The organism is Acidobacteriota bacterium (assembly GCA_026393755.1).
In the GTDB taxonomy this organism is placed as follows: Bacteria; Acidobacteriota; Vicinamibacteria; order Vicinamibacterales; family JAKQTR01; genus JBAXOX01.
On record JAPKZO010000032.1, the window covers coordinates 49,832 to 72,220 of the forward strand.

Annotated in this window: 17 protein-coding genes; 7 read left to right on the forward strand and 10 right to left on the reverse strand. The window is 64.5% G+C overall.

Translation table 11 applies throughout. The features are described from left to right. Positions 1–20: 20 nt before the first annotated feature. The 8 genes from NTV05_13905 to NTV05_13940 all read right to left on the reverse strand — a co-directional run bounded on the left by NTV05_13905 (position 21) and on the right by NTV05_13940 (position 12,295). The gene (locus NTV05_13905; protein ID MCX6545490.1) at positions 21–1,958 is read right to left on the reverse strand and encodes a response regulator; all 1,938 of its coding nucleotides are present in this window, start codon (positions 1,956–1,958) and stop codon (positions 21–23) included. A gap of 16 nt (positions 1,959–1,974) precedes the next feature. Then, the gene (locus tag NTV05_13910) at positions 1,975–2,433 is read right to left on the reverse strand and encodes a response regulator (GenBank protein ID MCX6545491.1); all 459 of its coding nucleotides are present in this window, start codon (positions 2,431–2,433) and stop codon (positions 1,975–1,977) included. Beyond that, positions 2,430–6,761, reverse strand: coding sequence for a PAS domain S-box protein (locus tag NTV05_13915; GenBank protein ID MCX6545492.1), 4,332 nt, complete (start codon positions 6,759–6,761; stop codon positions 2,430–2,432). The genes NTV05_13910 and NTV05_13915 overlap by 4 nt, the downstream gene beginning before the upstream one ends. Continuing rightward, positions 6,758–7,192, reverse strand: a complete 435-nt coding sequence (locus tag NTV05_13920; GenBank protein MCX6545493.1) for a response regulator transcription factor — start codon at positions 7,190–7,192, stop codon at positions 6,758–6,760. Before NTV05_13920 ends, NTV05_13915 begins: the two co-directional genes overlap by 4 nt. A gap of 98 nt (positions 7,193–7,290) precedes the next feature. Further along, on the reverse strand, positions 7,291–7,947 hold the full coding sequence (locus NTV05_13925) for a response regulator transcription factor (protein ID MCX6545494.1): 657 nt from the start codon (positions 7,945–7,947) through the stop codon (positions 7,291–7,293). Next, complete coding sequence (locus NTV05_13930; protein MCX6545495.1) at positions 7,944–9,047, reverse strand: PAS domain-containing sensor histidine kinase; 1,104 nt, start codon at positions 9,045–9,047, stop codon at positions 7,944–7,946. The genes NTV05_13925 and NTV05_13930 overlap by 4 nt, the downstream gene beginning before the upstream one ends. Next, positions 8,992–11,004 carry a PAS domain-containing protein gene (locus NTV05_13935; GenBank protein ID MCX6545496.1) on the reverse strand — a complete coding sequence of 671 codons (2,013 nt, stop codon included), beginning with the start codon at positions 11,002–11,004 and terminating at the stop codon, positions 8,992–8,994. Before NTV05_13935 ends, NTV05_13930 begins: the two co-directional genes overlap by 56 nt. Positions 11,005–11,119: 115 nt before the next feature. Next, on the reverse strand, positions 11,120–12,295 hold the full coding sequence (locus NTV05_13940) for a class I SAM-dependent rRNA methyltransferase (protein MCX6545497.1): 1,176 nt from the start codon (positions 12,293–12,295) through the stop codon (positions 11,120–11,122). Between the two features lie 71 nt (positions 12,296–12,366). Between NTV05_13940 and rpiB the strand changes: the two genes are divergently transcribed. The 7 genes from rpiB (at position 12,367) to hutI (ending at position 19,985) form a co-directional block, all read left to right on the forward strand. After that, on the forward strand, positions 12,367–12,816 hold the full coding sequence (gene rpiB, locus NTV05_13945; protein MCX6545498.1) for a ribose 5-phosphate isomerase B: 450 nt from the start codon (positions 12,367–12,369) through the stop codon (positions 12,814–12,816). A gap of 2 nt (positions 12,817–12,818) precedes the next feature. Further along, positions 12,819–14,096 (forward strand): serine hydroxymethyltransferase, encoded by a 1,278-nt coding sequence (locus tag NTV05_13950; protein MCX6545499.1) that lies wholly within the window; start codon positions 12,819–12,821, stop codon positions 14,094–14,096. Between the two features lie 86 nt (positions 14,097–14,182). Continuing rightward, positions 14,183–16,069 (forward strand): ATP-dependent DNA helicase, encoded by a 1,887-nt coding sequence (locus NTV05_13955; GenBank protein ID MCX6545500.1) that lies wholly within the window; start codon positions 14,183–14,185, stop codon positions 16,067–16,069. 192 nt (positions 16,070–16,261) lie between these two features. Continuing rightward, positions 16,262–17,233 (forward strand): tetratricopeptide repeat protein, encoded by a 972-nt coding sequence (locus NTV05_13960; protein ID MCX6545501.1) that lies wholly within the window; start codon positions 16,262–16,264, stop codon positions 17,231–17,233. Positions 17,234–17,257: 24 nt separating this feature from the next. Then, positions 17,258–17,953: a YggS family pyridoxal phosphate-dependent enzyme gene (locus NTV05_13965; GenBank protein MCX6545502.1), complete on the forward strand. Its 696-nt coding sequence runs from the start codon at positions 17,258–17,260 to the stop codon at positions 17,951–17,953. A 73-nt stretch (positions 17,954–18,026) separates the two neighbouring features. After that, complete coding sequence (locus tag NTV05_13970; protein MCX6545503.1) at positions 18,027–18,641, forward strand: DivIVA domain-containing protein; 615 nt, start codon at positions 18,027–18,029, stop codon at positions 18,639–18,641. A gap of 105 nt (positions 18,642–18,746) precedes the next feature. Beyond that, positions 18,747–19,985, forward strand: coding sequence for an imidazolonepropionase (gene hutI, locus NTV05_13975; GenBank protein ID MCX6545504.1), 1,239 nt, complete (start codon positions 18,747–18,749; stop codon positions 19,983–19,985). Here the strand turns inward: hutI and cydB are convergent. Both cydB and NTV05_13985 read right to left on the reverse strand, forming a co-directional pair. Beyond that, entirely contained in the window at positions 19,982–21,001 is a 1,020-nt protein-coding gene (gene cydB, locus NTV05_13980) for a cytochrome d ubiquinol oxidase subunit II (protein MCX6545505.1), read from the reverse strand. The genes hutI and cydB overlap by 4 nt on opposite strands. Before the next feature lie 10 nt (positions 21,002–21,011). Beyond that, positions 21,012–22,364, reverse strand: coding sequence for a cytochrome ubiquinol oxidase subunit I (locus NTV05_13985; protein ID MCX6545506.1), 1,353 nt, complete (start codon positions 22,362–22,364; stop codon positions 21,012–21,014). Positions 22,365–22,389: the final 25 nt, after the last annotated feature.

Sequence of the window (22,389 nt, forward strand, 5' to 3'; positions counted from 1 at the left end):
GCTTTCGTGGTTCGCTCGCGCTAGTTCGGAGTCTCCAGCGCCATCCGCACCTTGGCGGCCAGGTCTGCCGTGGAGAAGGGCTTCTGGATGAAATGCGCGCCTTCATCCAGCACGCCGTGGTTGGCGATCACGTCTCCCGTGTATCCCGACATGAACAGGCGCTTGAGTCCTGGATGCCGGGCCGCCAGATTCATCGCCAGGGCCTGACCGTCCATCTCGGGCATGATTACGTCAGTGATGAGCAGGCCGATCTCGCCCGTGTGTGCCCTGGCCAGACGGAGAGCTTCCCGTGGCGTGCCAGCCGCCAACACCGTGTAGCCCCAGTATTCAAGCATCCTCTGCGTCAGCGTCAGGATGGACCGCTCGTCCTCCACCAGCAGGATCGTCTCCTGGCCGTGCAGGAGGGGCCTGGCCGCGCCGTCGATCGGGGCCGATTCAGACACGCCCGCATAGCGAGGCAGGTAGATCGTGAACGTGGTTCCGCGCCCGGGCTTGCTGACGAGATCGATGTAGCCGTGGTTCTGTTTGACTGCGCCGTACACCGTGGCCAGCCCGAGGCCCGTGCCCTTGCCGCTCTCTTTGGTCGTAAAGAACGGCTCGAACGCGTGGGCCAGCGTTTCCTCGTCCATGCCGCAGCCGTTGTCGCTCACCTCGAGCCGTACATACTGGCCTGGGACGCACCCCGCGTGCATGGCGCAGTAGTGCTCGTCGAGCATGCTGTTTCCGGTGCCGACAGTCAGCGTGCCGACCCCTGCGATGGCGTCGCGCGCGTTGACGCACAGGTTCGCCAGGATCTGGTCGGTCTGCGACGGGTCGATGTTGACCAGCCACAGATCCGCGCCCGGCCGCCACTGAAGATCGATGTCCTCGCCGATGAGCCGGCGTAGCATCGTGACCATGCCCGCAACCATCTCGTTCAGGTCCAGGACTCTGGGCGAGACGGTCTGTTTGCGGGCGAACGCGAGCAGCTGACGGGTCAGGGCGGCAGAGCGAGCGGCCGCCGCGCGGATTTCCTCGAGGTCTGCATAGAGCGGCTGCGCCGGGTCTACCTGCCCGAGCGCCAGCTCTGCATGCCCAAGGATCACGCCTAGCATGTTGTTGAAATCGTGGGCCACCCCTCCCGCCAACCGGCCCACCGATTCCATCTTCTGGGCCTGCTGCAGCTGGACTTCGAGCCTGGCTTTTTCGGCCTCCGCCTGCTTGCGCCCGGTGATGTCCCGATCAACGCCGCGGTAGCCGGTGTACCGCCCTTCCTCGTCAAACGTGGCCACGCCATTCGTGAGCAGACACACGCGGTCGCCGCTTTTCGTGATATTCCAGTTCTCGAGGTCGGTGATCGGGGCTCTGCGGGCGGCGATGTCCGAGAAGATTGCCCCGATTCTCCGGCCTTCGTCCGGCGTCATGAAATCGAACGGCGTCTTGCCGATGGTCTCTCCGAACATCTCGATCCCGCTCGGCGAACTGTAGGTGTAGACGCCGTTCTCGTCCACCTCCCACACCCATTCCCCCAGGCTGGACGTGATATCTCTCAACCGCCTCTCGCTCTCCCGCAGCGCCGATTCGGCGAGCCTCCGTGCCCTGCGCTCGGCGGCGTCCCGCAATTCCCGCTGGACGGCAGAGCCCAACCGCGCCGGCCGGTCCTTCATCAGATAGTCGTTCGCGCCGGCTTTGAGAGCTTCGACAGCGGTCTCTTCGCCGACGGTGCCCGAGACGATAATGATCGGAATGTCCGGCCCGCGCGCTTTCAACAACTCCACAGCCCGCAGGCCGTTGAACTGTGGCAGCTTGTAGTCGCTCAGGACGATCTCCCAACCGTTGCCGAGCTCGGCCAGGTAGTCCGATTCCGTCTCGACGCGTTTCCACTCTGGTTCGTAGCCTGCGCGCCGCAGTTCGCGCAACATCAGTTCTGCGTCTGGCGGTCGGTCTTCGACGACGAGCACGCGGATGGGTTCGTTCATGGCCGGGGCCTGAGGATCACGTGCTCGAGACGGGCTCGGGCCGTTGATTCAGCAACAACCAGTACATACCCAGGTGCGCCACCGCTTCGGAGAAGTTCTCGAAGTCCACTGGCTTGACGATGTAGCTGTTCACGCCAAGCCGGTAGCTTTGCACCATGTCCTGTTCTTCGCGCGAAGAGGTCAACACGACCACCGGAATGATCTTCGTCCGGTCGTCGCCCTTGAGCCGGCGCAGTACTTCCAACCCGTCTACTTTTGGCAGTTTCAGGTCCAACAGAATGACCTTCGGCGTATGGGTGTGTGCGGACAACGCACCGGTTGTCGCGCCGAAAAGGTAGTCGAGCGCTTCCGCCCCGTCCTTAACCCACGTGAGATGGTTGGCCAGGTTGCGCTTCTTGAGCGCCCGTACGGTCATTTCCGCATCGTGTGGGTTGTCTTCGACCAGCAGGAGTTCCACGCCGTTTTCGGTAGTCATTGTTGTTCCTTCATATTGGGCAGCGAGAACGAGAAGACGGCGCCTTCGTTGACGTTCGCCTCGGCCCAGATGCGTCCGCCGTGGCGTTGGACGACGCGTTGAGCCAGGGCCAGCCCGACGCCGGTCCCTTCAAACTCGTCTGAGGAGTGCAGCCGTTGAAAGACGCCGAACAGTTTGTGCGCGTACCTCATGTCGAATCCGACGCCGTTGTCCTTCACGTAGTAGACGTCCTGCTCGTCTTCGCGGCGACTCCCGATCTCGATCACCGCAGGATTTCGAGGCCTCGTGAACTTGATGGCGTTGGAGAGGAGATTGCCCAGCACCACGCGCAGCATGGCCCGGTCGCCCTGGGTCGGCGGCAGCGGCTTCAGCTCCAACTGCAAGGCTCGTTCCGGGGCCTGAGCCGCCTGTTCGTCGAAGACGGCCTGGGCCATGTCCGTCATATCAATGTCTAGAGCTTCCATGTTCTGGCGTCCCAGGCGCGAGAAGACGAGCAAGTCATCAATCAAGTGTCCCATGCGTTGGGTTTCGCTGGAGATGACGCCGAGCAGCCGCTGGCCCTCTGCGTCGAGATGGCTCTCGTAGTCTTCTTTCAGAATCCGGCCGAAACCATCAATCGCCCGCAGCGGCGCACGCAGGTCGTGCGAGACGGAGTAACTGAACGCCTCCAGGTCCTTGTTGGAGGCTTCCAGTTGGGCGGTGCGACCGCGCACGCGCTGCTCCAGTTCGGCATTGAGCGTGCGAACTTCCTCCTCCACCTGCTTCATTGGCTCCACGTCCGTGTTCGTCCCAAACCACTGCACCACCTGCCCGGACGCATCCCTGATCGGTTGCACGCGCGTCAAGAAGGTACGGAAGCGCCCATCCGCGCCGCGCAACGGAAATTGCATTTCGAACGGTTTGCCGGACGCGATCGAGCCCGTCCAATTGTGCATGACCTGCGGAAGGACATCCGGATCGTGCACGCTCTGCCAGCCCCACCCTTCCATCTGTTCCGGAGTGGTGTTGGTATATTCATACCAGCGTTGGTTGTACCAGAAGATGAAGCCGTCCGCCTTGGCGATCCAGGCCAGTTGGGGCATGGCATTCGCCATCGTCCGGAATTGCTCCTCACTGGTGCGCACCGCCAGTTCCAACCGTTTGTGATCAGTGATGTCGTGGAACGATCCCCCCAATTGCGGCGAGCTCCCCAGTGCGCTGATCAAATGGCCTCGGGCCAGGCAGATCCGTTTCTCGCCGTCCTGGCGGGTCATGGCAATCTCCATCTCGAACGGCGTGCCATTGGTGATGGTTTCTGCGATCGCGGCCTCGAGGCGACGCAGATCGTCAGGGTTATAGTATTTTGAACATGCCGCAAGCGACGGGGCTCTTCCGCCAGGGGCCAGCCCGAAGATGCGGAACAGTTCATCAGACCAGATCACGCTGTCCTTCGCCACATCCCATTCCCAACTGCCCAAATGCGCAATCTGCCCCGTTCGGGCCAGCATGTCCGTGCGCTTCCGCAACTCGTTCTCGGCGCTCTTGCGCTCGGTGATGTCCTGGCCTTGCGCAATGGTCGCCACCGGCGTGGTGCCATCCTCCCCGAATATCGTCGCAGAGTTCCAGATGACGGTGCGGACAGCCCCATCGAGACGGCGAATGGGGATATCGACCGTCTCCCACCGCTCGCCTCCGGTCGTCCCGCTGATGAGCGCCATCGCGTCGGCCACCCGGTCCGGCGGGAACAGGATGTCGAGAGGGCCGCCAATGACGTCCTCCGCGCGTCGCCCGGTCAGGGATTCGAAGGCGTGGTTGAAACGGGTGATTCGGAACTCAGGGCTCCAGACGATGATGGGAGCGTTCGCGTGGTCGAACAGGTTTTCCAGGAATTCACTCGTTTCCCGCAACTCGTTCTCGGCGCTCTTGCGCTCGGTGATGTCCGTGATCGAGCCAATCATGCGAAGCGGTTCGCCATCCGGGGTCCGGGCGGCGGCGCCCCGCGCCGACCACCAGCGATAGACCCCGTCTTTTCGCCGGACACGATACTCGGTGACATAGGGCGTGCGCTTATCGACGTGGGCTTGAACCTCGGCCATCGTCCGCTCGATGTCATCCGGATGCACCGACTGCGCCCAACCGTCCAGCGTTCGCGGGAACTCCCCCGGCTCGTAGCCAAGCATCTCGTCGACGTGTCCCAGCCACTGGACGCTCTGCTTCAGATCCCATTCATAGAGCACGTCGTTTGCCGTCTCGGCAGCAATGCGGAACCGCTCCTCGCTGGCGCGTAGCGCCTCGTCGGCCCGCTTGCGTTCGGTGACGTCGCGGAAGATGCCGAGCAGGCAATCACGCTGCCGGAAACGGACCACCCCGCCACCAATGTCGGCATAGAACACCGTGCCGTCCTTGCGCCGCATGGGCGCATTGGGGACCAAGCTCACGGCCCCGCGGGCCAGTGTCTCAAACTGCGTGAGCATGGTGGGTAGATCGGCGGCGGTGTGAAGATCCCGCACGGACAACTGGAGGATCTCGTCTTCCGAGTAACCCATCTGTCGCTGCATTTGCCGGTTGGAGAGCGTGATGCGTGTGGTTTCCGCATCCGCCAGCATCATGCCGTCGGTGGCCTGGTCAAACAGAATGCGGAACTGTTGGGCGCTCTCGCGCAGAGCCTCATCGGCCTGCTGCCGCTCGGTGATGTCGATACAGGTTCCAACCCACTCCTGAACGCTTCCGTCTGCTCTCACGACGGGGAAACTCCGTGCCAGGAAATGCCGGTACACGCCGTCGTGCCTGCGCAGGCGGTATTCCACCTCATAGGAACTCCTGGTGGCCACCGCTTCATTCCACACCCGCACCGTGCGCGCCAGGTCATCCGGATGGAGGGCCTTCGCCCATCCCGAGCCTCTGGTCTCCTCATAGGTCTGACCGGTGAATCTCCTGAGCGACGGAACATCCTCTACGACTGCACCGTCAGCATTCGTCACCCATCCAATCTGACCTGTCACGTCAGTGTAGGACCGATAGCGTGCCTCGCTGGCACGTAACGCTTCCTCCCCGCGCTTGCGCTCGATCGAAGCGCGGTTGACGCTCCACAGCGCCCCCAGAAACATCGCCAAGCTGGCGATCGTGCCGGAGGAGACGACGGCCTGGGACAATCGAATGACGCCGACCGCTTCACGTTCGCGCCTTTGGAGCAACTGGCGCTCCTCACTCTCCAGCTGTTCGAGGGTCAACGTGACCGTGTCCATCAGGCGTTGGCCGGTGCCGGACTCTACGCGTTGAGCGGATGAGTCGGCGTTCGTGCGGCGGGTTTCAAGTGTCTGCTGCCACCACTGGAGAGCATCCGTGACCTGTGGTTCCAGTCGGGCGAGGCGTCCCTGTTGGGACGGATTGTCCGCCGTGAGCCCGCGCAGCGCCGTCATTTCTTCGTGGCAGCGGTTCGCAGCCGCGAGATAGGAAGTCGCGAACCGCTCCTCTCCGGTGATGATATAGCCGCGGGTGCTGCTTTGGGCCTGGACCACGTTGCTGCGGAATCGCGCGAGGCCTAGCTGCACCTGCTCGGTGTGCGCGACCCGGCCCTCGATCTCGGCCGTCCGCACAAGACCTCTGCTGAGGTTGAGCCCGATGAACGCCATCAGCGCGAGTCCGGCGGCAAACGTCGCGGTCGTCTTGCCACCGAGCGACCAGCCCACGACGCCCGGCCGCCAGGCCATGGATGCGACCGCCAGCCCCAACACTACGAGCAGCACGGCCGTGGGAATGGCCATCACGGTATAGCCCCACCAGCCGTACGCCCCGAGCATGGGCGTGAGATACGACAGCATCGCCGCCAGCGGAATCGTCGCCACAAGCGTACCGAATGTCCCCGTCGTGATCAGATTCCAGCGTGATGGGCGCGGGCGGCCCAGCAGCCATGAGGCCGCCGCCAGGAGGACGAAACACAATGCCGTGTCGGGTGCCATCCGGCCCGGATGCGACGTACCCACGGACGCGACGGGCTCCTGGCCGAACCACTGATCAAGACCGGGATTCCAACCCGAGGCGTATTCAGCGAGTGTGAACAGCCCGATCAGTCCGGCCACCAGTGCGCAGAGTCCCCCCAGCCGGGAAAAGAGGGTTGAGAGCCGAGGGTCGAGCGTCGACATCGAGCGGGAGGCGAAGAGCAGCGCAATCCCCACCAGGACGAACGCGACCGCCGTATTCGGCTTCATCGACACCTGGCCCGGCAGCATGCTACTCAGCGGGGCGATGTCGAGAACCCAGCCAACCGACACCAAGCCACCGACGACGATGGCCAGCCCACCGGCCAGTTGGACGCCTCGCCCGGCAGACGCCGCGTTCGCGTCTGTCATGGTCGCATCTCCTCCGTGCTGCTGGTGCGGCTTGAAAACAGCTGCGCGATGGCGCCGGGCAGTTCGTCGCGCAACGCGCTCTTCGAAATGAACCCGTCGGCCCCAGCCGTGATGCTGGTGGCTCTCAATTCCGCGGAATCGTGGAGGGTGATTATGATGACATGCACGCCCGGGAACTCGGTGCGAATCGTCCGCGTGGCCTCCAGGCCGTTGAGCCTCGGCATCGTGATGTCCATCAACACCAGGTCTGGCCGCGCGCTGGCCACCAGGGCCAGGGCCTGCATGCCGTCTTCTGCAGTGCCCACGAGTTCGACGCTCGGCAGTCGCTCCAGGAACTGTCGGGCGGCATTCAGGAACTCGGGGGAATCGTCGACGATGAGGGTGCGAATGCCCTGGGGCGCATCGGCAACGTCGTGAGCAGCGTCATTCATGGTCGGCCTTCTGTCGAACAGAGCCAAGCATGGCGCGCGCGGCATCGATAGGAAACTGTAACGATTGCCTAGGGAGAACACCCTAGGAGCGATCGGGCCTACGGCTGCACAATCTTGTTGCGCACGGCGTACATCACCAACTCGCTGACCGAGTGCAGATCAAGCTTGCGCATGATGTTGGCCCGGTGGGCGTCGGCGGTCTTCACGCTGAGGGTCAACAGGCGCGCGATGTCTTTGCTCGACCGTCCCTCGGCGATGAGCTGGACGATCTCGCGCTCGCGCGGCGTGAGCCGGTCGGCGCAGGCGCCCATCGTGCCGGGATGCTGGTCGGGGTGCAGGAGCGCGTCGAGCGCGCGCGGGGGGAGATGCCCGCCAAAGAACGGCTGGTGCTGGGCCAGCGCGTCCACGGCGGCGACGAGGTGGCTCTTCGCCTCGGTCTTCAAGACAAACCCGTGCGCGCCAGCCGCCAACACTTCGCGCGCCAGCGTCTCGGAATCATGCATCGTCAGGATGAGCACTTCGGTGGCGGGCAGTGCGTGGCGGATCTGGCGGGTGGCTTCGAGGCCGTTCAACTCCGGCATGCTGAAATCGAGTACCACCACGTGCGGCTTCAGCGTCAGCGCTTGCGCGACCGCTTCCCGGCCGGTGGCGGCCTCGCCGCAGACCTTGAAATCGGCCCGCGCCGCGAGCAGGGCTTTCAGGCCCTCACGCACGACGTCGTGATCGTCGGCGATCAGGATTCGGACGGTGTTCATGTCGGTTCCTGTCGGCGTGGTATCGTCGCGCGCACCGTCGTGCCTTGCGCATCAGACTCGATTTCCAGCCGTCCGCCGAGCAACCGCAACCGCTCCCGCATCCCCGCGATGCCGACGCTGGTGTCACCTCGCTTCCGCTGGATGGCCCGGACGATTTCTGGAGACATGCCTCGGCCTTGGTCGCGCACCTCCAGCATCACTTGCTCCGCATCGGCCGAGAGGAGGATGCGTGCGGTGGAAGTGCCGGAGTGCCGGTGGACGTTCGCGAGGCCTTCCTGCACGACGCGGAACAGGGCGATCTCAATCTCGTCGGACAATCGTTCGACGCCGGGCGGTGCGTCGAGCGCCACCTGCACGCCGCTTCGCTTCGTGAAGCCGTCGATGTAGTCGCTGATCGCGGCGGCCAGCCCCAGTTCGTCGAGCAGTGGCGGATGCAACAGGTACGAGAACGTGCGGATTTCCTGTGCGCATTGCTCGACGAGGGCCGTGCAATCGGCGAACATCTTCCTGGCGGTGCCTGTCGGGGCGCCAGTGGTGTCCTGAAGCAGCCCGACGGTCATGCTCAACGCGGCCAGTTTCTGGCCGGTAGAATCGTGCAACTCGCGGCCGATTCGGCGGCGCTCGACGTCCTCGGCGCGGCTTAACTGCAACAAGAGGTCGCGCAGCGACCTCTCCGCCTGCTTGCGTTCGGTGATGTCGCGCATGAAGACCACAAGCTTGTCCCGGCGCCCTCCCAGAAGATTGACACTGGCTTCGATGTCGATCTCTCGTCCGTCCTTGCGCCGATGCCGGGTCTCAAAGCGCGCATATCCCGTTTCCACAATCCGCTGGATCCGCGCTCGAATCACCTCGTCACTGTCAATCGCCTCAATGTCTTTCACGCCCATCTTCAGCAATTCGTCGCGGCCATAGCCGATCATCTGGCAATACGAATCATTCGTGTCCAGGAATCGACCATCTCGATCGACCAGATAATACCCATCGATTGTCGTCCGAAGAAGGGTCTCAATTTCCTCCTGCGCCTGCTTGCGCTCCGTGATGTCATTAAACAGGATGGCGACGTGGCGGTCTTCCGGCCGGCCGACACGGAAGGCGTACATTCACAAAGCGGGCCGGTTGACCCGTGAGCGCGATCTTCCCGTAGATCGCAAACCAATGCTCCTCGTGCTTGGGGGCAAGGTCACGCATCCTCTTGCCTAGCGCGTCGATCAGTCCTGTCTGTTTCTCGAACGACGGATTGATCTCCAGAAAACGGTAGTCGATCGACTTATCGTGTTCGTCGAAGATCACCGCGACGATGCAGAAGCCCTCGTCAATCGCATCGAACAGCGTACGGTATCGGTGTTCAGACTTGGACAGCGCCTCGGCCGCGTGCGCCTGTCCCTTGTAGAACCGCACGCTTTGCTCTCGCCAGACCAGACCCAGCGAGGCCCCTGCGCCGAGCACCAGGGCGCCCATAAGCAAGACGGTCAGCCACAGCCGCTCGCGCAGCGGCGCGTAGACTTCCGCCGTGTCCATGCGGGCCACCAGTGCCCACGGCGAATTCGGAACGGTGCGCAGGGCCGCCACAACGGGCACGCCTCGGTAGTCGAGGCCTTCCGTGATGCCCTGTCGGCCCAGGGCCGCCTGAACGGCGGGCATGGTTGCGCGGCTCAAGGGCGAGCGGAGATTCAGCGCGGTGTTGGTCTGGAAGCGAAGTTCATTCAGGAAGACGGCGTCGTTGCCCTCCTTGCGGACGAGCAGCGTCTCGGCGGTCCGGTTGGGCGTTGGCCAGCGCGAGATGAAGGGATAGACGTAAGTGGCCGGATCAATGCGCAGCACGAGCACACCCAGCGGGCGGTCGCCAGCGGCTTCGTCGCGGAGCGGGACAAGGACGGACAGATAGACGCGTTGATCTTGTTCGTGCCGGTAGAAGTCCTGAAAGATGACCTGGTTCGATCGCAGAATCTCCGGCACGCGAGCCATCAGCACGGATGTGACCGCCTGCGACGAGTCAGGAGCTGACATTCGGAGCACGCCAGTGGCATCGAGGAGAAAGACCCGGTCATACTGGTAGTGACTCTGGTAGGCACCGATCCACGCGCGAAGCTGCTGGTGCGCGTTGGCGTCCTCCGGCCGTCCCAGAAATCGCCGCACCAGGTCAGAGAACGAAGCGTTCCGGTGCAGGACGGCGCCATCCCCCAGCCGCTCCTTGCGATACTGCTCCAGTTGGCCGACCTTCAGATCGGCGATGACGGAAAGCTGGCGCTCGACTTCGGCGCGGTATCGCTGCTCGTAATTCCGGTAATAGATGTAGCCGGTGGCGACGATGCCTGCCGAGAGCAAAACGAGAATCGAGACCAGCGTCAGTGCCGTCCTGAATCCGCTTGGGCGAGATTCGTCTGACTGTCCGGCCGGCCAGCCGGCCAAGGCCAGGAGCGCAACACCCAGCGTCGTGAACGCCAGGATGGTGTTGAGCGCCGGCGGGATGTAGCGGCCGCCGTAGAGCAACGGTGCGCCGAACAGATACGCCAGCAGGAAGACGAAGCACATCCCCAGAAGCACGCCCGCCAATCCAAGGGCCAGAACGGCGCGCCAGCGCGTGGGGGCGGCCGACAACCGCGACAGCGAGGCCAGAAACGAGACGCTGGCGACCAGGAAGCAGAAGGCGGTCACTGGTGACATGTGTCCGATGGGCGCCCCGCCAATGGTTCCGGTGATACTCGCTCCGGCGTGTTCACCCGCCCAGTTAATCCCCAGGTAGCTCAGCGCGAACAAGACGAGCGCGACCAGCATCCCCACGCAGGCTGCCGCGACGCTCGTCCGAAAAGCCCGTCGGCCGAGCGGCGGCCGGGCGCGCACGCAGATGGCCTCTCCATACAGGAGAAACAGCACTGCCGTGCTCGGCGCCATCGGTATCAAGCCCGCTCCGAAGCCGGCCAGCACCGGCGGTCCCAGAACCCATCCCACAAGCGCGAGCAGACCAATGGCCGCGGTGATTGCGCCCGCGGCCAGAACGCCGACAATCACGACGACGCTGCGGCTGATGTCGTGATCAGCTGGTGTCTGCGAGTTCATAGTGGCGCTCGCGTAGGCGTGGGGGCAACGAAGGCTCTGGCGTGGAGTCTATCCCAGAAGGCGCAGGAGCACTCGCCGTTCTCGCCCGCGGTGGGGGCCCAGACCGTGGCTCTTCCTACGCCAGCTTCCGGAGGATGAAGCACTTGAGGTAGTACGTCTCCGGCACGCCGAGCAAGACGGGATGATCGCGCGCCTGCATGCGCTTCTCGATGACGACGACGCGGGCGCGGGCGTCGATGGAGGCCTCGTAGACGATCTGGCCGAACGTGGCCTCGTCGATGTTGTACGAGCAACTGCAGGTGACCAGCGTGCCGCCTGGCTTCAGGATCTTCAGCGCCCGCAGGTTGATTTCCTTGTAGCCCGCGTACGCCTTCTCGACCGCGTCCTTGCTCTTGGCGAACGCGGGCGGATCAAGCACCACCATGTCGTAGCGCTCTCCCGCCCGATCGAGGCGCCGCAGCTCGTCGAACACGTTCACGCACTGCGCCTCGATGTTCGCGAGCTTGTTGCGGGCGGCGTTGCGCGTAATGTGGCCGACGGCTTCCTCCGATACGTCGAGCGCCGTCACCTGATCGCAGCGATCGGCCAGCTGGAGCGCGAAAGCGCCGTGGTAGCTGAAGCAATCGAGCAGGCGGCCGTGGGCGTACTGGCGCGCGGCAATCCGGTTCTCGCGCTGATCGAGAAAGAGCCCCGTCTTCTGCCCGTGCCAGAGGTCCACGTCGTGCTCGATGCGGCCCTCGCGAACCGTCACGAGCGGCGGCACCTCGCCGGCGAGCAGCGTCACCCCCTGGTCGAGTCCCTCAAGTTGGCGCACGCGCACATCGTGCCGCGCCAGGATGCCGGCCGGGGCCAGCGCGTCCTGCAGCATCTCCACCAGGCGAGGCAGCAGCCGCTCGGTCCCCTGCGAGAGCGCCTGCACCACCAGGTGGCGGTCGTACTGATCGACCACGAGCGACGGCATCAGGTCCGCCTCGCCGTGGACGAGCCTGAAAGCCGTTCCATCAATCGCGAGTTGCCGGCGAAAGTCAATGGCCGCGTCAAGCCTCGCACGCCACAGGTCGAGCCCGGCCGGCGCTTCGCCGATTGTGAGCAGACGCAGCGCGATCTGCGACTTGTCGCTGAAGAGCGCGCGGCCGAGGATCCGGCCACGGGGGGTCATAACGACCACCGTGTCGCCGCCCTGCGCCCGCACATCCGCGACATCCGTGCGGTAGATCCACGGATGTCCGGCGCGACCGCGATCTTCGCCGCGGGCGGTGACAACGACGCTGGGTTCGGCTGGGTGGCTCACGGTACCCATCATGACAGAAAGGAGACCGGGTTTTCTCGGGGAGCCGAGCAAATCAGGTAAGATCCATGATTGTGCGCATCGCGATTGGTTCCGACCATGGCGGCTTCGAGCTCAAGCAACACATCAAGCAGTTGCTGGCCGAGTTGAACGTCCCATTCGAGGACCTCGGCACGTTCACTCCGGATCCGGCCGACTACCCCGACATCGCGGTTCTGGTGGCCAGAGGCGTCGCCAGCGGCTCGTACGAGCAGGGCATCCTGATATGCGGCACCGGCATCGGCATGTCGATTGCGGCCAACAAGATCCCGGGCATCCGGGCGGCGCTGGTCACCGACATTGAAACCGCCCGCCTGAGCCGTCAACATAACGACGCCAACATCATGACGATCGGCGGGCGCACGACGCGGGTCGATCGCGCCCGCGACATCGTCCGCGCGTTTCTCGAGACTGGATTCGACGGGGGCGGCCGCCACAGCCGCCGCGTGGACAAGATCTCAGCCCTCGACTGCAAGGACTCATAACGATGGATACCAGCGCGCTCGTCGCGGCTCATCGCCGCTCGCTCCGAGACACCGACCCCGACATCGCACAGGCCATCTGCGATGAAACGGACCGCCAGACGTCTGGCCTCGAGTTGATCGCCTCGGAGAACTTCGTCAGCAGCGCGGTACTTGAGGCGGCCGGATCGGTGTTCACCAACAAGTATGCTGAGGGCTATCCGGGCCGCCGGTACTACGGCGGCTGCGAGCACGCGGACGTCGTCGAGCGCCTCGCCATCGATCGCGCCAAGGCGCTGTTCGGCGCGGATCATGCCAACGTGCAGCCCCACTCGGGGGCGCAGGCCAACATGTCGGTGTACTTCACCCTGCTGAAGCCCGGAGACACGGTCCTCGGCATGAACCTGTCGCACGGCGGCCACCTGACGCATGGCCATCCCCTGAACTTCTCCGGCAAGCTCTACAACATCGTCGCCTACGGCGTGCGCAAGGAGGACGAGCGGCTCGACTACGACGAACTCGAGCGGCTCGCCATGGAGCACAAGCCGAAGATGATCATGGTTGGCGCGAGCGCCTATCCGCGCGTGATTGATTTTCCGCGCATTCGGACGATCGCTGATCGGTCCGGCGCCGTGATGGTGACCGACATGGCGCACATCGCCGGGCTGGTGGCGGCCGGCGTCCACCCCAGCCCCGTGCCGCATTCGGACTTTGTCACCACCACGACACACAAGACGCTACGCGGCCCCCGTGCCGGCATGGTGCTGTGCCGGGCCCAGTACGCGAAGGACCTCGACAGGAGCGTGTTCCCCGGCGTGCAGGGCGGCCCGCTGGTCCACATCATCGCGGCCAAGGCCGTGTGCTTCAAGGAAGCAGCCGAACCCGCGTTTGCCGTCTACCAGAAGCAGACCGTCGCCAACGCCGCACGACTGGCCGCCGTCATCGCATCGCACGGCTTCAGGATCGTCTCCGGCGGCACGGACAACCACCTGATGCTGGTCGACGTGTTCTCCAAGGGTGTCACCGGCAAGGCGGCGACCGCCGCGCTTGGCAAAGCCGGCATCACCGTCAACCAGAACACGATCCCGTTCGACCAGAATCCGCCGCTCGTCGCCAGCGGCATCCGCATCGGCACGCCCGCCTTGACGACGCGCGGTATGGCGGAGGCCGAGATGGACGTCGTGGGCGACCTGATCGCCCGCGTGCTGGCCGCCCCCGAAGACGGGCACGTGCACTCGATGGTCAGGGCCGAAGTGGAAGTGCTGTGCAGGACATTCCCGCTGTATCCAGACAAGCGGATCTAGAAGCCGCGGTCGATCGCGTTTTCGCCGGCGACGGCCCTCTGGCGCGAGCCCTCTCGGAATTTGAACCGCGGGAAGGCCAGCGCGACATGGCGGCGGCGGTCGCGCGCGTATTCGCGCGGGGCGGGGTGCTGCTGGCCGAAGCTGGCACGGGCACCGGCAAGACGCTGGCCTATCTGGTTCCGGCCATTCTCGCCCGCCAGCGCGTCCTGATCTCGACCGGCACGAAGAACCTCCAGGAACAGATCTTTTTCAAGGATCTGCCCATCCTGCGCGAAGCCCTGCGTCTGCCCTTTTCGGCCGTCTACATGAAGGGGCGCGGCAACTACCTGTGCCTTCATCGATTCGCCGCGTGGCGTGATGACGTCGAGGCAGGTTCGCCAGCCGATCGTCTCTATCTCAGGCTGGTGGACGACTGGGCGGCCACCACCGAGACCGGCGATCGCGCCGAGATTCAGGACCTCCCGGAAGATGTCGCCTTCTGGAACGAAATTGCCGCCACGGTAGAGAACTGCGTCGGCACGCAGTGCCCCGAGCGCGACGAGTGTTTCGTCACGCTGATGCGGCAGCGCGCCGCCGAGTCGGACGTGGTGATCGTCAATCACCACCTGATGTGCGCCGATGCCGCGGTGCGCCAGAACGCGCACGGCGAGGTGATCCCGGACTGTCCGCTGGCTGTCATCGACGAAGCCCACAACCTGGAGGATGTGGCGACACAGTACTTCGGGTTCTCCGTCAGCAACTACCGCCTGGACGAGCTGACCCGGGATCTTGAGCGACTGCTCGCCTCCCGCCAGATTGCCGACGGAGAAGGCCAGCTTGGGCGAGCCCTGAACCGAATTGACGACCACGCCCGGCTGTTCTTCTCGGCACTCGGACTGGCCAGGCACGACTATCCGCCCCTGGCCGATGCCTTCACCGCTGGCGGTGGCGAAGACCGTGCGAGAGTTTCGCCGGATCTGCTCGAGCCCGTGCGGGAGCCAGGGCGGCACCTCCTCGACGCGCTCACGGGCCTCGAGGCCACCGTTGCGCTCGCGCGCGACTCGTCCGAAGACCTGCGCGCCATCGGCCGCCGCGCCGCTGAGTTGCGTGACGAACTCCGCTTCCTGCTCGACGCCAACGACCGCGACTACGTCTTCCACCTCGAGTTTCGCGGTCGCGGCCAGTTTCTCCGTGCCTCGCCGATTGACGTCTCCACGCTGGTCCGTCACCTGCTGCTCGATCGGTTTGCGGCCACGGTGCTCACCTCAGCCACGTTGACGGTCGAAGGCGCGTTCACCTACGTTCGCTCCCGCCTCGGGGTGGAGCGCGCCGAAGAACTCCAGCTGCCTTCGGAATTCAACTACCGCGAGCAGGCGATTCTTTATCTGCCGCCCCGGATGCCGTCTCCGAAGACGCGGGAGTTCGCCCAGGCGGCCGCCCGCGAAGTGGTCGGCATCCTGACGCGCACGCAGGGTCGGGCATTCGTGCTGTTCACCAGTTACGCGATGCTTCGGCTGGTGCAGCCGGTCGTCGCATCGGCGCTCGACTACCCGATCCTGGTCCAGGGCACCGCGCCGCGCTCGGCGTTGCTCGCGCAATTCCGCGAGACGCCGCATTCGGTGCTCCTGGCGACGTCGAGCTTCTGGCAGGGCGTGGACGTCGTCGGCGATGCCTTGAGCTGTGTGATCATCGATCGTCTTCCTTTCGCCTCGCCTGGGGATCCGGTCATCGCGGCGCGCATCGATGCGATTGTTCAGCGGGGCGGTGACGGCTTCGCCGACCTCCAGGTGCCGCTGGCAGTGCTGACGCTGCTCCAGGGACTTGGCCGGCTGATTCGCCACCGGCGAGACCGCGGCGTGCTGGCCATTCTCGATCCCCGGATCACCGCGATGCCCTACGGGCGCCGGTTCCTGGCGTCGCTTCCCCCTGCTCCAATCACTTCGGATATCGAGGACATTGTGGAGTTCTTTGCGGACGCCCGGAGGCCGGCATGACGGGTTGCGGCCGCAGGCGGCTCAAAACACGAGGATATCGGCCTGGTTCCAGCTGGTACGTCATGTGCACAGGACGAGGTCGGCGGTTTCGCGCGGTGCCGCCTTTGATGTAGACTGGATCGGATTGACTCTCTTACGTGATCTGGTTGTTCTTTCAACGTTTTGCTCTCTTTCTTCCTATGGAGGAGCGTTATGCTTCGCCTCTTCTCTGGCCGCCGCTTGGTGGTATTCGTCCTGACGGCGGTTGTGGCCGTTGCGCTGGCAGCCCCTGTATTTGCTCAGACTGGCTCAGTCAAGGGCAAGGTCGTCGATCCAAAGGGTAAACCGGTCGACAAGGCCGTGATCCTGATCGAGTTCACCGACGGCATCACGTACAAGGTCGACACCAAGACCAACAACAAGGGCGAGTTCATCCAGATCGGCCTCCGGCCGGGCAACTACAAGGTGACCGCCTCGACCAAGGAGCTGGGGGACCAGGCGTTCAACGTCCGCGTCCGGCTGGGTGACCCGTCTGAGGTCAACTTCACCCTCGGCGGCACCAACACGGCCGCGGCCGCAGCCGAAGCCGCGAAGAACGAAGCGCTCAAAAAGACATTTGATGAGGGTGTGAACTTGAGCAAGGCGGGGAATTTCGATGCGGCGATCGCGAAATTCACCGAGGCCGCTGCGCTGGTGCCGAAGTGCTTCGACTGCTATTACAACGTCGGCTTCGCGTTCATGCAGAAGAAGGAATACGACAAGGCCGAGGAGGCGTTCAACAAGGCGATCGAGTTCAAGGCGGACTATTTCGAAGCCTACAACGGGCTGGCGACCGTCTACAACGCCCAGAAGAAGTTCGACAAGGCCGGGGAAGCCAGCCAGAAGGCGAGCGAACTGGCGGCGGCTGCGGGGCCAGCTGGAGGCGGAGGCAGTGTCGACGCCGAATACAACAATGGCGTGATCGACTGGAACGCCGGCAAGATTCCGGAGGCCCAGGCGCACTTCCAGAAAGTGATTGAGCTCAAGCCCGACCACGCCGAGGCGCACTATCAACTGGCCATGTCGTTCCTCAACCAGGGGAAGATGCCCGAAGCGATCGCCATGTTTGAGAGGTACCTCGTCCTGGCGCCGCAGGGACCGAACGCGGCGACCGCGACAGGCATCTTGAAGACGCTCAAGAAGTAACGCAGAAAGGTGGAGTCCTTGTCGTTGCAGGACGCCATCGCTGCCAACCTTACCGACATTCGAAGCCGGCTGGCCCGCGCCGCGGAGCGGGCCGGCCGACGTCCCGCCGATGTCCGCCTGGTCGCCGTCTCCAAGACCTTTCCGATGTCCCACGTCCTGGCTGCTCTTGCGGCCGGCCAGCGTGTGTTCGGCGAGAATCGAGTCCAGGAAGCCCTGGAGAAGATCGCCCTCTCGTCCGATACACCTATCGAGTGGCATCTGATTGGCCACCTGCAGTCGAACAAGGCCCGGAAAGCGGCGTCCTCGTTCGCGTGCATCCATTCCATTGACAGCGTGGAACTGCTGCGCCGGGTGGATGGAGCCGCCGAGGAGGACGGGCATCAGCCCGAGTTGCTCATCCAGGTCGATCTGGCGGGTGAGCCGACCAAGCACGGCACGGCGGTCGACACGTTGCGCGCCATCTTCGACGCGGCGGCGGTGTGCCGGGCGGTGCGCGTGACCGGGCTCATGGTGCTGCCGCCGTTCATGGACGATCCCGAGGATGCCCGCCCCTACTTCCGGCGGCTCCGCGAGATCCGCGATGAATTGGCGGGCCACGGCGTTTCTCCTTCGATGCTCGGCGAACTGTCGATGGGCATGAGTCACGATTTCGAGATCGCCATCGAGGAAGGCGCGACACTCGTCAGGATTGGCACGGCGATCTTCGGCGGCCGAGGCTAAGTCGGCCCGCCTTCGCCTGGCAGGCATCGAAGCTCGGCCCGCCAGGCTACGGCGTCGCTTTCAGGAGACAGACATGAACGTGACTCCACTTGACTTGCGGCAGCAGCAGTTTCGCTCTTCCATGCGCGGGTACGACCGAGACGAGGTCAAGGCGTTTCTCGCGGAAGTCGCCGCCGACTACGAGGCGGCTCTGATGGAAGTCGACAAGATGCGGCAGGAGGTGGCGCGGCTCGAGGGCCTCGTCAACGTGAACCGCGAGCACGAGCACAATCTCCGCAACACGCTGCTCACCGCCCAGCGGCTCGCCGACGAAGTGAAGGACGCGGCCAATCATCAGGCCGCCGTCATCGTGAGCGAGGCCGAGGGGCGCGCCGACCTGATCCTGGAAAAAGCGCAGGCCAGGGTTGACGATGTGCACCGCGAGATCGACGGGCTGCGGATGAAGCGTCGCGAAGTCGAAACGTCGGTCGAGTCGCTGATTGCGTCCCTCACCAATACGCTCGACTTCATCCACGATCAGGACCGGCGCGACCACGACGACAAGATCGCGATTCATCGTCCCCGCCAGGCTGACGGCCGCGAGGGCGTGTCGATCTGGGGTCAGGATCGCCAGGAGCGCAGCCAGCAGCGCGGCGAGCGTGAAGATCTGCCGCGCACTGTGACATCGCCGGCCGAGCGCCAGGCGTAGCCGTCCGGCTTCGAAGCAGTTCGATGGCCGCTGCCGGTGCGGGAGTCTCTCTTTTCCCACTGACCGGGTTCTCGGGATACGATGCCCACGTATCGGGAGGGTGCGGTGGGCACAATCATCATCCGAAACGCCAAGACGATCATCACGTGTGCGGGGACCGCACCCAGGTGCGGTCCCGATCAGGGTGATATCCGCGCTGTCGCAGGCGGTGCAGTCGTTGCCACCGACGGCCGCATTGCCTTTGTCGGGACAACCGCGGAATGTGACGAGCGCTACGCTGCCGGCGAGGGCTTCGACGTCATCGACGCGGCGGGATGCACGGTCCTCCCGGGCTTCGTCGATCCCCATACGCATGTCGTGTTCGGCGGTGATCGCCGTGACGAACTGCGCCGGCGGCTGGCGGGCGCCACCTATGCCGAGATCGCCGCCTCGGGTGGTGGGATCCTGTCGACAGTCCGAGCCACGCGGGCCGCCTCCGAGGAGGACCTCGTCGCCGCAACCACGGAGCGCCTGGATCAGATGCTCCGATGCGGCACGACGACGTGCGAGGCCAAGAGCGGGTACGGGCTGGAAACCGACGCCGAACTGAAGATGCTGCGCGCCATCAGGCGCCTCGACCAGCAGCACCCCATCGATCTGGTTGCCACGTTCATGGGGGCGCACGAAATCCCCATCGAACACCGCGCGAACCGCCGCTTCTACATCGATCAACTGGTTCGGCAGATGATTCCCGCGGCGGCACGCGAGGGGATGGCCGAGTGGTGCGACGTGTTCTGCGAGGCTGGCGTCTACACGCCCGAGGAGTCGACGGAGATTCTTCTGGCCGGAAAGCGCCACGGGTTGAAGGCGCGCATTCATGCTGACGAACTGGAAGAAAGCGGCGGATCACTGGTGGCCGCGGCCGTCGGCGCCCGATCGGCCGACCACCTGCTCTACGTCTCGCCGCGCGGAATCCACGCGATGAAGCAGGCAGGCGTGGTGGCCACGCTGCTGCCCATCGCGGCGTTCTACCTGAAGCTTGGACGGTACGCGCCGGCACGGGAACTGATCGAGGCTGGAGTCCCGGTGGCGCTGGCCACCGATCTGAACCCGGGCGGCGGCTTTTCGCCCTCGATGCCCTTCGCGATGTCGCTCGCGTGCTTCTCGATGCGGATGACGCTCGAAGAGGCGCTGGTCGCCTCGACCATCAACGCGGCCTACGCCATCGATCGGCACGATCGGATCGGCAGTCTCGAAGTCGGCAAGCAGGCCGACATGGTGATCGTCAACGGCGAGGCGGTCGATCTGGTGAAGGTGGGCGTTCCGGCGATCCGGATGGTGATCAAGAAGGGCGAGGTTGTCTAATACGACGTCGACTCCAGCTTGACCTTCCCGCGGAAGATCCAGTAGACGCTGACGGTGTAGGTCAGCACGAGCGGCATCCCGACGGCAGCCATGATCAGCATGATCCACAGCGTCTTCGGGGAGGATGCCGCGTTGTAAATCGTCAGTTGCCTGGCCGGTTCCCACGCGTTGACGAGGGTCGGGTACATCCCGACTCCGACCAGCGCGAACAACCCCAGCACGGCGCACGAAGACGACACAAACGCCTCCCGATGACGGGTGTGACGGATGGCACGGGGCACGTTCGCAATCGCCAGCATGGTCAGCACCGGCAGCGCGAACAGCACCGGCCGGGCCTTGATCGCGGCCGTCATCTCCGGCCGGTAGATCAACGTCGCCATTGTGGTGGTCGCATAGCACACCAGAAAGAAGACGATCGTGTTGCTGGCCCACCCCTTCACCATCTCCTGGGTGTCGCCCTCGGTCTTCAGCAGGAGATAGATCGCGCCGTGCATCGTGAACAGGGCGACGGTCGTGACGCCGGTGAGCAGCGCATACGGTGTGAGGAGTGACAGGAACGACCCCGCGAACTCGCCGGCCGCGTCGATGGGAATGCCCCAGATGATGTTGCCGAACGCCACGCCCATCAGCAGGCTGGACGCGACCGACGCGATGGCGAAACTGCCATCCCACGCCCGCCGCCACCCCGCGCCGGGTTGCTTGCTGCGGAACTCGATCGCGACGGCCCGGAAGATGAGCCCGACCAGCAGCAGCATCATCGCCACGTAGAAGCCGGAAAACACCGTGGCGTAGACAATCGGGAATGCGGCAAACAGCGCTCCCCCGCCGGTAACGAGCCACACTTCATTGCCGTCCCATACGGGGCCAATCGCGTTGAGGAACGTCCTGCGCTGCACGTCCGTCCTGGCGAACAGGTGCAGCGCACCGACGCCGAGGTCGAATCCGTCGAGTACGGCGTAGCCGGCCAGCAGAGCGCCGACCAGCAGGTACCACGCGGTGTTCAGATCAAGGCTCATGCCGGTATCCTCACGCCCGGTGCCTCTCTTCGCCCGGATGATCTTCGGCCAGCGGGCCGTGCTGGATCTCTTCGTTGAGGAGATACAGGAACAGCACAAAGAGCAACGTGTACACGAGGGTAAACAGCACGAGTGAAAAGATGACATGCGATGAGCCGACCACCGGCGACAGTCCGTCGATCGTGCGCATCACCCTGTAGACGATCCAGGGCTGGCGGCCGATTTCAGCGGTGGCCCACCCGAGCTGGTTGGCAATCTGCGGTCCGACGACGGCGCCGACAAAGCTCCACAGCAGCCATCGGGTTCTGAACAGCCTGCCCTTCGGCAGATAGATCAGTCCGCATGCAATCAGCGCAGCCAGCGTCATGCCAATCGCCACCATCACGTGGAACGCCTGGAACGTGGCGTTGAGCGGCGGGAGATCGCCCAGGGGGAACGACTGCACACCCGGAATTGCCGCGGACGCGTCTCCCGCGATCATCCGGCTCAACAACCCGGGAATCTCCAGACCCACCACGCGCTGGTTGGCGCCATCCACCCAGCCGAGGATGTGCAGGCCGGCGGGTGCCGACGCTTTCATCACGCCTTCCATCGCGGCGAACTTTTCCGGCTGATACCGCGCGACGAGGCGGGCCGACAGATCCCCGGTGGCGATCGACGCCAGCGCCGCCACCGTCGCGAGCGCGAGGCCGATTCGCATCGAGGCTCGAGCAAACGTCTCGTGCCGCCGCTTCAGGAGGTAGTATGCGGCAATCGAGAGCACGAAGAAGGCGCCTGTCGCCCACGCGGCGGCGATCGTGTGCAGCAGGCGATCGACGCTGGACGGATTGAACACGACCGCCCAGAAATCGGTGATTTCCGCTCGCGGCCGGCCGGCCGCGTCCGCGACCACGTGATACCCGGCAGGCGTCTGCATCCACGAATTGGCGACAATGATCCAGATCGCGCTGAAATGTGCGCCCAGGCAGACGGCGACCGTCGACAGAAGGTGCAGGCGCGGCCCGATCCGGTCCCAGCCGAACAACAGCAGCGCGAGGAATCCGGATTCGAGGAAGAACGCGAAGAGGCCCTCTGCCGCCAGCGCACTCCCGAACACGTCACCGACAAAGCGCGAGTACGCGGCCCAGTTCGTGCCGAACTCGAACTCCATGACGATGCCGGTGGCGACGCCGATGGCGAAGACCAGGCCGAAGATCCGGGTGAAGAACCGCGCCATCTGGTGGTAGAGCGGGTCCTTCGAGCCGAGCGACATCGCCTCGATGACGACCAGCATCATGCCGAGGCCGATCGAAAGCGGCGGATAGATGTAGTGGAATCCGATGGTCAGCGCAAACTGGAGGCGAGCAAGAAGACCGACGTCCACAGCATGACCCCATGGAAGCGGGCAG